Raw genomic sequence first — 13,414 nt, 5'->3', positions numbered from 1 at the left:
GTTCGGACTGCTTCTAGGGCCAGTAGGGCTACGTGGAGGGACAGGCTGGCCTCCACCGAATCCAGGTCGACGTCGAGGATGCGGGCGATGCGGGCCAGGCGTTCGTAGAAGGCCGGTCGGGACAGGTGCGCGGCAGCCGCGCCGGCGGATTTGTTGCGCCCCTGCTCCAGGTAGGCGCGCAGGGTGTCGAGCAGCCGTTCCCGGGGATGCCGGGCGTCGTACTCCAGCAGCGCCCCGAGTTCGCGCTCCACGAACGTCTGTAGGCGCGGCTCGTCGCGCAACAGATGCAGCAGCCCGGCCAGACCGACGTGCGGCAGCCGGAAGATCGGCAGGTCACGCCGGTCCCGCCGGGCCGCCTCAGCGATCTGCCGCGCCTCGACCAGCGACCGCCGGGCCTCCCGCAGGGTGCTCACCCCGGACCCGGCGGCCACGATCACGCCACCCGGGCCGGCGCCCCGGCCACCCTCAACGCCCGCCCGAGCGGCCTCACCTCCGAAGCCCATCCGGGACTGATCGACCCCGAACCCCGCGCGGGACGGATCGGCACCGGCCGCCGCGCGGGAAGCATCGGACGCGGTGCGGGACCCGTCAGTGCCCGAAGCGGCCCGAGCCGGTTCGACACCGGTTCCCGGCCGTCCGGTGCCGGCGTCGAGGCGTACCCGACGAAGGGCGCTGGCGAACGCGGACAGCGCGCGGTCCTCGGCGGCCGGGTCCGGTAGGGCCAGCAGCGCGCCCACCGAGTTGTCGTCGACGGCGCTGGTCAGCGCGGTCAGCTTCGCCTCTCGCAGGGCCTGGCCGACCGCCTCGGCGAGATCCCGGAGCCGGGCCTGGGCGGCCTCGGGGCCGACCTCCCCGGCGGGGTCGTCGGCGCGGTGCCGGACCATCACGCCGACCAGGTGTCGCCGGTCGAGCAGCACGCCGAGCGCCTTGGCCCGCAGCCCCACCTCGTCCACCGGGCGGGAGTGGTCGAGCAGCGCGGTGAGCAGGGTGCGGTGGATCTGCCGTTCCAGGCCCTCGGCGTCGCGGCGGATCAGCCGGCCCAACGCGAGGGTGGACGCGGCGCGCTCGATCAGAATGGTGAGCCGGGTGGGCGGGCCGACTGTCGGTTCGACGGCCTGGGCGCTGGGCACGTCCCCGCTGGCCGGCCAGCGCAGCAGCAGCCGACCCCAGTCCTGCCCACGGGCGCCGACGGTGGTCACCAGCCAGCCGCTGTCCGGGTCGTACGCGGTCCGCCCGGCCGGACGGATCCGCCGGGAGTGCTGCTCCCAGCCGTCGAGCAGCAGTTCGGCGCTCTCGCCCGCCGGGTCGTACCCGAGCACCTGCCGGGACAGGTTCTCCAGTACGACCGGGCAACCGGACAACTCGGCGGCCTGTCGGATCACCTCGGCGGCGTCGGCGCCCTCGACGGAGAGGTCGTTGAACCGTTGGTGGATTTCCTCGGTGGCGCGCAGCTCGGTGAGCTGCGCGTCGACGATCAGCGCGTGCACCGCCTCGGTGATCCGGACGAACGGGGTGGCCCGGCGCAGCTCCACCAGGGGCAGCCCGCGCCGCTCGGCGGCTGCGGCCATCACCCGGGGCACCCCGCTGACGTACCGGCGGCCCAGCTCGACGACGAGCCCGGAGACCCCGACGTCGGCGAGGTCGCCGATGAACGCGCGCAACCCGGCGTCGTCGGCGGGCAGTCCGATGCCGGTGGTGAGCACCAGCTCGCCGCCGCCGAGCAGGGTGGCGATGTCCGGCACCTCGGCGACGTGCACCCAGCGGACGGGCCGGTCCAGCCCGTCGTCCCCGGCGACCACGCGCGGCGCGCCGTGGCGGACCGGGTCCAGGGCAAGGACCTCACGGACGGTAGGGAACACGGCCGACACGCTACCGTCCGTGACGCCGGAACTCGACTTGCCGCCGGCGGCGGGGCTCAGTCGACGCCGAACTCCATCGCGGCGCGGTCGAGTGCCTCGTCCTCCGCCGAGGCGACGCCCCGGGAGGCGATGGCTTCCGCCCCACCCTCGGGCATCGCGCCGATCAGCCCGGTCGAGGCGGCCTGCGCAGCGCCGATCATGCGCTGCGGGTTGCCGCCGCCGACCAGACCGAGGGAGGCGTACTGCTCCAGCTTCGATCGCGAGTCGGCGATGTCCAGGTTGCGCATGGTGAGCTGGCCGATCCGGTCCGACGGGCCGAACGCCGAGTCCTCGGTACGCTCCATCGACAGCTTGTCCGGGTGGTAGCTGAACGACGGTCCGGTGGTGTCCAGGATCGAGTAGTCCTCGCCCCGACGTAGCCGCAACGTCACCTCGCCGGTGATCGCCGTGCCGACCCACCGCTGCAACGACTCGCGCAGCATCAGGGCCTGCGGGTCCAGCCAGCGACCCTCGTACATCAGCCGACCGAGGCGGCGACCCTCGTTGTGGTAGTTCGCCAGGGTGTCCTCGTTGTGGATGGCGTTGACCAGCCGCTCGTACGCGTAGTGCAGCAGCGCCATGCCGGGCGCCTCGTAGATGCCCCGGCTCTTGGCCTCGATGATCCGGTTCTCGATCTGGTCCGACATGCCGAGGCCGTGCCGGCCGCCGATGGCGTTGGCCTCCAGCACCAGGTCGACGGCGCTGCCGAACTCCTTGCCGTTGATGGTGACCGGGCGGCCCTGGTCGAAGCCGACGGTGACGTCCTCGGTCGGGATCTCCACCGACGGGTCCCAGAAGCGGACGCCCATGATCGGGTTGACCGTCTCGATGCCGGTGTCGAGGTGCTCCAGGGTCTTCGCCTCGTGCGTGGCGCCCCAGATGTTGGCGTCGGTGGAGTACGCCTTCTCGGTGCTGTCCCGGTAGGGCAGGCCGCGTTCGAGCAGCCACTCCGACATCTCCTTACGCCCACCCAACTCGGTGACGAAGGCGGTGTCGAGCCACGGCTTGTAGATGCGCAGCATCGGGTTGGCCAGCAGGCCGTACCGGTAGAACCGCTCGATGTCGTTGCCCTTGAAGGTCGAGCCGTCGCCCCAGATCTGGACGTCGTCGGCGACCATCGCCCGCACCAGCAGGGTGCCGGTGACGGCGCGGCCCAGCGGGGTGGTGTTGAAGTAGGCCCGGCCGCCGGTGCGGATGTGGAAGGCGCCGCAGGTCAGCGCGGCCAGGCCCTCCTCGACCAGGGCGGCGCGGCAGTCGACCAGGCGGCCGAGTTCGGCGCCGTAGCTGAGCGCACGACCGGGCACCGACGCGATGTCGGGCTCGTCGTACTGGCCGATGTCGGCGGTGTAGGCGCAGGGGATGGCGCCCTTGTCGCGCATCCACGCGACCGCGACCGAGGTGTCGAGGCCGCCGGAGAAGGCGATGCCGACACGTTCGCCGGTGGGCAGGGAGGTGAGAACCTTGGACACGGGGAAAATTATGCAATAGAACGCATGGCCATGCAAGCTGAAGCTGTCTACTCGCCGCCGAACGGCGGATCGTCGCGGCCCAGCTCCCAGAACGCCACCGCCGCCGCGGCCGCGACGTTCAACGAGTCGACGCCACGCCGCATCGGAACGACCACCCGCACGTCGCTGGCGGCCTGGGCCGCCGCGGTGAGGCCGGGCCCCTCGGCTCCGAGCAGCAGCGCCGCCCGCTCGCGCTGCGCCGGGGTCAACCGCTGGATCGGCACGGCGTCCGGCGCGGGCGTCATGGCGAGCACCGTGAAGCCGGCCTCCCGTACCTGGTCCAGGCCCCCGGGCCAGCGGTCGAGCTTCGCGTACGGCATCGCGAAGACCTCACCCATGCTGACCCGGACGCTGCGCCGGTACAGCGGGTCGGCGCAGGACGGCGAGAGCAGCACCGCGTCGATGCCGAGCGCGGCGGCCCCCCGGAAGACCGCCCCGAGGTTGGTGTGGTTGTTCACGTCCTCCAGCAGCACGACCCGGCGCGCGGCGGCGAGCACCTCGGCGGCCGTCGGCAGTGGCCGGCGGTGGAACGACGCCAGCACCCCCCGGTGTACGTGGAAGCCGGTGGCCCGTTGCAGCACGTCCTGTGTCGCGGCGTACACCGGCGCGTCGCCGGTGTCCAGGTCGGCGAGTTGGTCGACCCGCTTGGCGTCGACCAGGTACGACCGGGCCGGGTAGCCCGCGCGTAGCGCCCGGCGCAGCACCAGCTCCCCCTCGGCGATGAACAGGCCGTGCGGTGGCTCCCAGCGGGTGCGCAGCTCGACGTCGGTGAGCGCCCGGTAGTCGGCGATCCGGTCGTCGTCAGGGTCGGTGATCTGGTGTACGGGCACCGGACGATTCTGCCGGACGCCGGGTATCGCGCTTCGACACCCGTTCGACGGGGCGTTTTGCCCGAAGAAGAAGGGGAATGACCGGCGGAGCATCGGACTCGACGGGAAGGACCAGCCAGGTGAGCGCAGACCACACGGCACCGGGCGAAGCGGGCGCGCTGCCCCGGCGACCGACCGTCGCGGACCACATCGTGTCGCGGCTGTTCAGCTGGGGCGTACACCGCTACTTCGGCTATCCCGGCGACGGCATCAACGGCATGACCTCCGCGCTGCAACGCACCAACGGGCGGGCCCAGTTCATCCAGGTCCGCCACGAGGAGACCGCCGGCTTCGCCGCCTCCGCGCACGTCAAGTACGGCGGCGGCCCGCTGGGCTGCGCGCTGGTGACCAGCGGACCGGGCGCGATCCACCTGCTCAACGGCCTGTACGACGCCAAACTCGACCACCAGCCGGTGGTCGCCCTGGTCGGGCACACCGCGACCACCGCCGAGGGCGGCGGCTACTACCAGGAGGTGGACCTGCTCGCCCTCTACAAGGACGTGGCCGCGGCGTTCCTGGCCCAGCTCGACAATCCGGCGCAGGTCCGACACCTCGTCGACCGGGCCTGCCGGACGGCGTTGGCCCGGCGTACCGTCACCGCCCTGGTCCTGCCCCTGGACATCCAGGACGAGCCGGCCGTCCCGAACCCGCCGCACGCGCACGGCTACTACCAGACCAGCAACGCGCCGAGCAGCACGCCGACGGTGCCACCGGAGGCGGACGTGCGCCGGGCGGCCGAGGTGCTGCGCGGCGGGCAGCGGGTGGCCATGCTGGTCGGCCAGGGTGCCCTCGGCGCGCGCGACGAGGTCCGCGAGATCGCCGATCGGCTCGGGGCCGGCGTGGCCACCGCGCTGCTCGGCTTCACCGCCGTCGACCACCGCGAGCCGTGGGTGACCGGCGCGATCGGGCTGCTCGGCACCCGACCCAGCTGGCAGCTGATGAGCGGCTGCGACCGGCTGCTGATCGTGGGCAGCAACATGCCGTACTCGGAGTTCTACCCGCCGCCAGGGCAGGCCCGCGCGGTGCAGATCGACCTGGACGGCACGCAGCTCGGGCTGCGGTACCCGACCGAGGTGAACCTGACCGGCGACGCCCGCCCCACTCTGCGGGCGTTGCTCAACGAGCTGGGCCCCGGCCCCGGGCCGACCGCCTGGCGGGCGGAGGTCACCGAGACCACCTCGGCGTGGCGCCAGGTGCAACGCGACCTGGCCGAGCAGAACGCCGACCCGGTGAACCCGCAGTTGCTCTTCCACACCCTGAACGAGCGGCTGCCCGACGACGTGCTGCTCGCGGTCGACTGCGGCACCACCACCGCCTGGTACGCCCGGCACATCCAGGTGCGCCCCGGGATGCTGGCCAGCCTCTCCGGCACGCTGCTGTCCATGGGCGGGGCCATGCCGTACGCGCTGAGCGCCAAGTTCGCCCACCCGGACCGGCCGCTGGTCGCGTTGATCGGCGACGGTGCCATGCAGATGAACGGCGTCAACGAGCTGATCACCGTGGCGAAGTACTGGCGCGGCTGGGCCGACCCGCGCTTCGTGGTGCTGGTGCTCAACAACCGGGATCTGGCGTTCGTCAGCTGGGAACAGCGCTCCACCGAGGGGACGCCGATGTTCCCGGACAGTCAGCAGTTGCCGGACATCGCCTACCACCAGTGGGCGGAGGTGCTCGGGCTGCGCGGCGAGTTGATCGACTCGCCGGAGCAGGTGCGGGACGTCTGGGACCGGGCGCTCACCGCCGACCGACCGGTGGTGATCAACGCCCTGGTCGACCCGGCCGAGCTGATGCTGCCACCGCACTTCACCGCCGAGCAGGCTCGCAAGACCGCCGCGGCGGTGCTGCGCGGCGACACCGACTGGGCCGGAATCATCCGCCGCGGCCTCCCCGCCACGGTGGCCAGCTACCGCCCCCGCCGCCGGGAACGCTGACCCCACCCGGGGCGGGGTCAGCCTCGGCGGTCGAGCCAGCGCTGCAGGGGTGAGCGGGGGTCGTCGGTGGTGGGGTCCTGCTGCCGGTTCGGCACCGTTGGGCGCTCCACCGGGCGGTGCGGGTCACCGGCCAGCTCGTGGCTCGGTGCGACGAACGCCTTCTCCGGCTGGCCCTTCACCGCGGTGGCGATGACCCGGGCGACCGCGTCGATCACCTTGGTCTGCACCGCCGAGCCCACCGAGTCGGCCGGGTCGTCCGGGTTGGCGGCGATGCCGGCCACCGCGACCTGCGGGGTGAAGCCGACGAACGTCTCGGTGGAGTTCTGCTCCGAGCTGCCCGTCTTACCCGCGACCGGTCGGCCGTCGAGGATGTCGTTCACACCGGTGGCGGTGCCGCCGTTGCACTGCCCGAACGCCGACTGCTGACCCACCGGGCAGCGCGCCGCGTCGGTCGCGGCGCGGGCGACGTCGGCGTCGAGCACCCGCTTGCAGGAGGGCTGCCCGACCGGCACCTTCGCACCGTCCGCGCCGGTCACCGAGACCACCGGCACCGGTGTGCAGTAGGTGCCCTCGGCGGCCACCGTCGCGTACGCGTTGGCCAGATCCAGGGGCGTGGTGGCCGCCACGCCGAGGGTGAACGAACCCCAGTTCTCGGCGTTGTCCTTGGCGAAGGTGGCGTCCGAGTCGGCGCGGAAGGTGATGCCGAGCCGCTGCGCCATCTCGACCACCTTGTCCTGGCCGACCTGCTCGGCCAACCAGACGAAGTAGGTGTTCACCGACCGGCCGAAGCCGTCCCACATCATCCGGTACCCGTCCATCCAGTCCGGGTTGGCGTTCACCGGGCACCAGTGGCCGTCACAACTGCCCGGCCCTTCGGCGGCGTACCGGGTGGGCAGCTTGGCGGGCGCGTCGAAACCGGTGGAGAGGGTACGGCCCGACTCCAGCGCGGCGAGCATGGTGAACAGTTTGAACGTCGAGCCCGCCTGGTAGCCGTCGACGCTGGCACCGCCGGAGATCAACGGGTTGACGGTGTTCGGGTAGTTCGCCTTCCCGTTCGGGTTGTCGGCGAGGCTGTAGTGCCGGTTGACCGCCATCGCCAGCACCCGCCCGGTGCCCGGCTGGACCGCCGCGATCGGCAGGGCGCGCTTGTTGTCGTACCCGTAGACCTTGGCGGCCTGCTGCTGCGCGGTGGCCTGGATCTTCGGGTCCAGCGAGGTGACCACTGTGTATCCGCCGGAGCGCAGCGCCTGCTCGCGCTCCGCGACGGTGGCTCCGAACGCCGGCTGGGTCAGCCACCACCGGCGCAGGTAGTCGCAGAAGTAGCCCCAGTCGTCGTGGCCCTGGGAGACGGCGGTGCAGCCGTTGGGCTGGGCGGTGGGGTGCAGGGCCAGCGGCTCGGCCTTGGCCTTGGCGGCCTGCGCGGCGGTGATCGCGTTGGTGGCGACCATCGAGTCCAGCACGTACGACCGGCGGGCCAGCGCCTGGTCCTTGTCGCCGCCGATCGGGCTGTACGCGTCCGGGGACTGCACCAGACCGGCCAGCAGGGCCGACTCGGCGAGGGTCAGTTGCGCCGGAGGTTTGCCGAAGTACCGCTGACTGGCCGCGGCGATCCCGTAGGCGCCGGCGCCGAAGTAGGCGATGTTCAGGTAGCGGTCGAGGATCTCGTCCTTGCCGAGGCTCTTGTCCAGTGCGCTCGCGTACCGGATCTCCTGGATCTTGCGACCGACGGTGGGGTCGGTCGCGGCGGCGCGCTCCTCGGCGGTGCGGGTGGGGTCGGTCTTCAGCACGTTACGGACGTACTGCATGGTCAGCGTCGAGCCGCCCTGCTCGGTGCCGCCGCCCTTGACATTGGCCACCAGTGCCCGGGCCAGGCCGCGCAGGTCCGCGCCACCGTGGTCGTAGAAGCGCCGGTCCTCGGCGGCCACGATCGCCTGCCGCATCACCGGGGCGATCTCGGACAACGGGACGTCGGTGCGGTTCACGTCGTAGAACGTGGTGATCAGCGTCTTGCCGTCGTTGGCGTAGAGGTACGAACGCTGCGGCGTGGCCGGGGTCTTCAGGGAGGCCGGCAATGCGGCGTACGACCCGAGTGCGGAGCGGGCGGTGAGCCCGAGCAGCAGGTTGCCCGGGAGTGCGGCGACGGCCAGGACGAGCCCGGCCAACACGCCGGCGAGCAGCACGGTGAACAGCCGCGACAGCGGCGAGCGGGGGGCGGCCATGCAACCCAGGATTGCCACAAAGAACGCCAACCGACCAGCCCCACGGCCGCATTGTCAGCAACTTCACGGCCCGCCACCCGCCAATCCACACCCGCCACCCCGCGTTGATCATGAAGTTATCGCCACGCCACGCCGAGGCCGAGCGCAATAACTTCATGATCACCGGCACGGGCCGGGGGGACAGTGCGGGACGTTAGGGATTTGGGGTGGAGAGGCTGGCGGTGGCGGCGTCTCTGGCGGTTTCGCGGGGCATCAGGCGGCCGGAGCGGTACCCGATGCCGATGCCGGCGATCAGTACGAAGATCGCGCCGAACGTCTGCAACGAGCCGATCAGGGCACCGCCGAGGCCGAGCAGCGGCGCGGCGATGATCAGCATGACGCCGTCGCCGAGGCTGAAGGTGCCCGAGCGGGCCACCGCCCACCCGGTGAGGAACCAACCCGCGCTGTAGAACGTCGCGCCGAGCAGGACCAGCGACCGCGCGGTGGTGCCGAAGACCGGCGTCTGCTCCTCGAGCCCGGCGAACGGCAGCATGAGCACGGTGCCGGCGATGCTGACCAGCAGCCCGGCGGCGGCCACCCGGCGGCTGCGGGTCGCGGCCAGCAGCCCGGTGAGGGCCAGCAGCGCGAGCAGGCCGAGCCAGACCGCGGCCACCCAACCGATCAGGTACACCGCCCGGCCGTCGGCCGGATAGGGGTCGTTGCCCACCCCTCCGTCGCTGGCCATCGCCACCGCGCCGTAGAGGATGGCGTACGCGGGCAGCAGCCAGACCGCCGCCCGGGCGAACCGACGGACCGACCAGGCCCAACTGGCGTTCGTGGCGGGGGCACCCGGGCTCGGCTCGCCGACGAAGGGCAACACGCCGAACCCGCCACCGCTGCGCCGGGAACCCAGCGGGGCGACCGGGTCGTGCGCGCCGGGCACCGGGGCCGAGGACCACATCCGATTCGCCGGATCCTTCATGCGTCACCTCGCTCGTCGTCGAGCGGTGCACCGACGCGCCGGGGCGCCCCGATTGCCTGGTCACCACCCGTCCTAGGACCGATCGTGGCAGGCGTCGGAGCGCCCCATGAGTCTTTCTCGTATTTAGCCGACCGGGCGGCCGGCGTACGGGATCAGCCGCGCTCGCGCTGGTCGGCCGGGTCCTCGACGAGGCTGGTCGGCGACACCGGCTCCGGCGCGGGCAGCCCCTTCGGCCCCTTGCTGCCGGTGGCCTGCGCCTCGGCGACGCGTACCTCGTCGTGGATCTGCTGAGCGGCGTCCGCCGCGGCCTGCGCCGCCTCCGCGGCCTCGCGCTCGACCTGGCTCGCCTGGTCCGCGGCCTCCGGTGCGGGCAGATCCCCCACCATCTGGCTCAGCCCACCGAGCGCGCCACCCATCCCCTCCAGGGCCTTGGTCAGCTCGGCCGGCACGATCCAGACCTTGTTGGCGCTGCCCTGGGCGATCTGCGGCAGAGCCTGCAGGTACTGGTAGGCGAGCACCTTCTGGCTCGGGTTGGCCTGGTGGATCGCGTCGAAGACCGTCCGGATCGCCTTCGCCTGACCCTCGGCCTGCAGGATCCGGGCCTGCCGGTCACCGTCGGCCCGCAGCACCGCCGACTGCTTGTCACCCTCGGCGGTGAGGATCACCGACTGCTTGTGACCCTCGGCGGTCAGGATCGCCGCGCGGCGGTCCCGCTCGGCGCGCATCTGCTTCTCCATCGAGTCGCGGATGCTGGCCGGCGGCTCGATGGCCTTGATCTCGACCCGGGTCACCTTGATGCCCCAGCGGCCGGTGGTCTCGTCCAGCACGCCCGAGAGGTGCCTGTTGATCTCGTCCCGGCTGGTCAGCGCCCGCTCCAGGTCGAGCGAACCGATCACGTTACGCAACGTGGTGACGGTCAACTGCTCGATGGCCTGGAGGAAGCTGGAGATCTCGTAGGTCGCCCGGACCGAGTCGACCACTTTGAAGTAGAGAACCGTGTCGATCGAGACCACCAGGTTGTCCGAGGTGATCACCGGCTGCGGCGGGAAGCTGACCACCTGCTCCCGCATGTCGACCTTGGTACGCACCGCGTCGATGAACGGCACCAGCAGGTTGAGGCCGGGGCTGAGGGTGCGCTTGTACTTGCCGAGCCGTTCCACCACATCCTGGCGCTGCTGCGGCACGATCCGCACCGCCTTGGCCAGCGTTATCACGGCGATCAACGCCACCGCGATGATCAGCACACCTATGACCGTCATCCGTTCACCCTCTCGCTTCCGGCAGCTCGCCGGCGGAAGAAACATCGTCCTGCCAGACCAGGGCCGTCGCGCCCCGGACCTTTATCACCCGAACCCGTTGACCGGGCTCGAAAGTCTGCGTCGTGTCGTACGGCCGGGCGGTCCACAACTCACCGTCGATCTTGACCAGGCCGTGCTCGGCGTCCACCCGCTCCAGCACCAGCGCCGTGGAGCCCTCGATCGCCTCCACGCCGAACGGCTGCTCGCCGCTCTCCAACGCGGAGCGGGTGTGCCGCCGGATGACCGGTCGGACCACCACCAGGCTCAACGCCGACACCACCGCGAAGACCAGCGCCTGCACGGCGACCGGCGCACCCAGGGCTGCCGCACCGGCGGCGGCGAACGCACCGGCCCCGAACATGATCAGAAATAGCGTCGTCGTGAAAATCTCGGCGACGGCCAGCAGCACACCCAAAACGATCCACACCACGGCGTCCACCCCCCGATCGTGACACGCCAATGCACGCGCGGCCCACCTCTGATGATCAGTAGGCTCCCCGAAACGGACTGGCCGCCCGAAACAACCCCGGCTAAGGTCCGGTCCGAGCCACCGATCGAGGAGAGATTGCCTTGACCCTGCTGCCCGCGACTGCCCGACAGATCGACACCCAGGTCGCTCAGGCGCAGATCGACGGTCACACCCCGTCACTGGTGCTGGGCGTGGTCCGCGACGGCTCGCTGGTCCACCTGGCCGCCGCCGGCGAGCACCCCCGCCCGGACGCCGACCTGCAGTACCGGTTGGGCTCGATCAGCAAGACGATGACCGCCACCCTGATCATGCAGCTGCGTGACGCCGGCCGGCTGGCCCTCGACGACCCGCTGGAACGGCACCTGCCGGGCACCGCGGCGGGCTCGCTCACCCTGCGCCAACTGCTCGGGCACGCCAGCGGTCTGCAACGCGAACCCGAGGGCGACTGGTGGGAGCGGTCCGCGGGCGCCGACCTGGCCAGGCTGCTCGACGGCCTGAACGCCGACAAGATCGCCTACCCGCCGCACACCGCCTACCACTACTCCAACCTGGCGTACGGGCTCCTCGGTGGTCTGCTCGAACGGCTCACCGGAATGCCCTGGGCCGACCTGCTCGACGAACGGGTGTTCGGCCCACTGGGAATGCGCCGCACCACCTACGCGGCCACCGCGCCGTACGCCCGCGGCTACGTGGTGCACCCCTGGCACGACACGCTGCGCGAGGAACCCCGTACCGACACCGGCGCGATGGCCCCCGCCGGGCAGCTCTGGTCGACGATCGAGGACCTGGGCCGCTGGGCCGCCTTCCTCGCCGACCCCGACCCGTCGGTGCTGGCCGCCGGGACGCTCACCGAGATGTGCGCGCCGGTGGTGATCAGCGATCCCGACTCCTGGACCGGTGGGCACGGCCTGGGCCTGGAGCTCTACCGCGACGGCGAGCGGGTGTACGTCGGGCACGGCGGTTCGATGCCCGGGTACGTGGCCGCCCTCACGGTGCACCGGCCCACCCGTACCGCCGTGGTCGGCTTCGCCAACTCGTACGGCTTCCCGATCACCAGGCTCTCCCGCCGGCTGCTGACCACCGTGCTGGACGCCGAACCGCCGCGCCCGCAGCCGTGGCAGCCGGTCACCGCCGAGCCCGCGGCCGAGGTGGCCGAGCTGACCGGCCGCTGGTGGTGGATGGGCACCCCGCTGGACCTGAGCTGGGACGCGGGTGACCTGGTGGCCCACGTACGCGGTGAGCGGGTGAGCCGGTTCACCGCCGAGGGGCCGGACCGCTGGCGGGGACGCTCCGGCCCGGAGAACGGCGAGATCCTGTCGGTGCAGCGCGACGACAGTGGACGGGCGGTGGCGGTCGACATCGCCACGTTCGTCCTCACGCGCAGCCCCGACGAGGCCCCCTGAGCCGCCCGCCGGAACGACCGGGCGGTCAGGGGGTTTCGGTGACGAAGTCGATGAGGCGCTCCATGGCGTTGATCAGGGGCGTTTCCACGTCGGCGAAGCTGTTCACCCGGGACAGGATGTGCCGCCACATGTCGGCCGGCTCGGCCACCCCGAGGGCCGCGCAGACCCCCTCCTTCCACGGCCGCCCCGGCGGCACCACCGGCCACGCCGCGATGCCCAACGCCGCCGGCTTGACCGCCTGCCACACGTCCACATAGGGGTGCCCGGTCACCAGCACGTACGGCGAGTTCACCCGGGCCACGATCCGGCTCTCCTTGCTGCCCGGCACGAGGTGGTCGACGAGGACGCCGAGCCGTCGGGTCGGGCCGGGGCCGAAGTCGCGTACGTCGGCGTCGAGGGCGTCGATGCCGTCCAGCGGTTCCACGACGACGCCCTCGATGCGCAGGTCGTCACCCCAGATCCGTTCGACCAGGGCGGCGTCGTGGATGCCCTCCACCCAGATCCGGCTGGCCTTGGCCACCTGGGCGCGGACGTTGTCCACCGCCACCGAACCGGACGCGGTTCGCCGACGGGCCGCCGGCACCGGCGCGCGGGTGGGGCGGCGTAGCGTCACCGGCTGGCCGTCGAGGAGGAACGCCGCCGGTAGCAGCGGGAAGTTGCGGCGCTTACCGTGCCGGTCCTCCAGCACCACAGCACCGGCCTCGAAGCCGACCACCGCTCCGCAGAACCCGGAGTCGGCATCTTCCACCACGAGATCCGGTTCGGCGTCCACCTCGGGGGTGACCTTCCGCCGACGCCAGTCTCCCGCCAACACGTCCTCGCCGTATCGCCCCGCCATGTCGATCACGCTAACTCCCCCAC

The 13,414-nt window shown here is 71.9% G+C and carries 10 protein-coding genes; 2 read left to right on the top strand and 8 right to left on the bottom strand.

Going from position 1 to position 13,414, the window contains the following annotated elements; translation table 11 throughout:
* From DLJ59_RS26330 to DLJ59_RS26320, 3 genes are all read right to left on the bottom strand, one after another.
* Positions 1-1,859 (bottom strand): PucR family transcriptional regulator (locus DLJ59_RS26330; protein WP_482805360.1); only part of this gene is annotated, 1,859 nt, incomplete at its 3' end.
* Positions 1,860-1,915: 56 nt separating this feature from the next.
* Positions 1,916-3,367: an argininosuccinate synthase gene (argG, locus tag DLJ59_RS26325; RefSeq protein WP_124775536.1), complete on the bottom strand. Its 1,452-nt coding sequence runs from the start codon at positions 3,365-3,367 to the stop codon at positions 1,916-1,918.
* A 47-nt stretch (positions 3,368-3,414) separates the two neighbouring features.
* Positions 3,415-4,329, bottom strand: coding sequence for a TrmH family RNA methyltransferase (locus DLJ59_RS26320; protein ID WP_425271461.1), 915 nt, complete (start codon positions 4,327-4,329; stop codon positions 3,415-3,417).
* A gap of 26 nt (positions 4,330-4,355) precedes the next feature.
* Between DLJ59_RS26320 and DLJ59_RS26315 the strand changes: the two genes are divergently transcribed.
* Entirely contained in the window at positions 4,356-6,203 is a 1,848-nt protein-coding gene (locus tag DLJ59_RS26315; protein ID WP_124775532.1) for a thiamine pyrophosphate-requiring protein, read from the top strand.
* A 17-nt stretch (positions 6,204-6,220) separates the two neighbouring features.
* Here the strand turns inward: DLJ59_RS26315 and DLJ59_RS26310 are convergent, their stop codons facing one another.
* The 4 genes from DLJ59_RS26310 to DLJ59_RS26295 all read right to left on the bottom strand — a co-directional run bounded on the left by DLJ59_RS26310 (position 6,221) and on the right by DLJ59_RS26295 (position 11,120).
* Positions 6,221-8,422 carry a transglycosylase domain-containing protein gene (locus DLJ59_RS26310; protein ID WP_244236241.1) on the bottom strand — a complete coding sequence of 734 codons (2,202 nt, stop codon included), beginning with the start codon at positions 8,420-8,422 and terminating at the stop codon, positions 6,221-6,223.
* Between the two features lie 193 nt (positions 8,423-8,615).
* Complete coding sequence (locus tag DLJ59_RS26305) at positions 8,616-9,383, bottom strand: hypothetical protein (RefSeq protein ID WP_124775528.1); 768 nt, start codon at positions 9,381-9,383, stop codon at positions 8,616-8,618.
* A 152-nt stretch (positions 9,384-9,535) separates the two neighbouring features.
* A complete protein-coding gene (locus DLJ59_RS26300) occupies positions 9,536-10,642 on the bottom strand; it encodes an SPFH domain-containing protein (protein WP_124775526.1) in 1,107 nt (368 codons plus the stop codon).
* A 4-nt stretch (positions 10,643-10,646) separates the two neighbouring features.
* The gene (locus DLJ59_RS26295) at positions 10,647-11,120 is read right to left on the bottom strand and encodes an NfeD family protein (RefSeq protein WP_124775524.1); all 474 of its coding nucleotides are present in this window, start codon (positions 11,118-11,120) and stop codon (positions 10,647-10,649) included.
* 131 nt (positions 11,121-11,251) lie between these two features.
* Here DLJ59_RS26295 and DLJ59_RS26290 point away from each other — a divergent pair, with 131 nt between their 5' ends.
* Complete coding sequence (locus tag DLJ59_RS26290; RefSeq protein ID WP_124775522.1) at positions 11,252-12,553, top strand: serine hydrolase domain-containing protein; 1,302 nt, start codon at positions 11,252-11,254, stop codon at positions 12,551-12,553.
* Between the two features lie 25 nt (positions 12,554-12,578).
* Here DLJ59_RS26290 and DLJ59_RS26285 read toward each other — a convergent pair whose 3' ends face one another.
* Positions 12,579-13,391, bottom strand: a complete 813-nt coding sequence (locus DLJ59_RS26285; RefSeq protein WP_124775520.1) for a DUF3097 domain-containing protein — start codon at positions 13,389-13,391, stop codon at positions 12,579-12,581.
* Positions 13,392-13,414: the final 23 nt, after the last annotated feature.

Source organism: Micromonospora inaquosa (assembly GCF_003857055.1).
Classification (GTDB): Bacteria; Actinomycetota; Actinomycetes; order Mycobacteriales; family Micromonosporaceae; genus Micromonospora; species Micromonospora inaquosa.
This window is presented reverse-complemented; position numbering and strand designations above follow the sequence as displayed.

Bases quoted from the DNA above. Each gene is read 5' to 3' on its own strand.
- DLJ59_RS26320 (WP_425271461.1), bottom strand. From the start codon at position 4,329: ATGCTCCGCCGGTCATTCCCCTTCTTCTTCGGGCAAAACGCCCCGTCG.
- DLJ59_RS26310 (WP_244236241.1), bottom strand. From the start codon at position 8,422: ATGGCCGCCCCCCGCTCGCCGCTGTCGCGGCTGTTCACCGTGCTGCTC.
- DLJ59_RS26305 (WP_124775528.1), bottom strand. From the start codon at position 9,383: ATGAAGGATCCGGCGAATCGGATGTGGTCCTCGGCCCCGGTGCCCGGC.
- DLJ59_RS26300 (WP_124775526.1), bottom strand. From the start codon at position 10,642: ATGACGGTCATAGGTGTGCTGATCATCGCGGTGGCGTTGATCGCCGTG.
- DLJ59_RS26285 (WP_124775520.1), bottom strand. From the start codon at position 13,391: ATGGCGGGGCGATACGGCGAGGACGTGTTGGCGGGAGACTGGCGTCGG.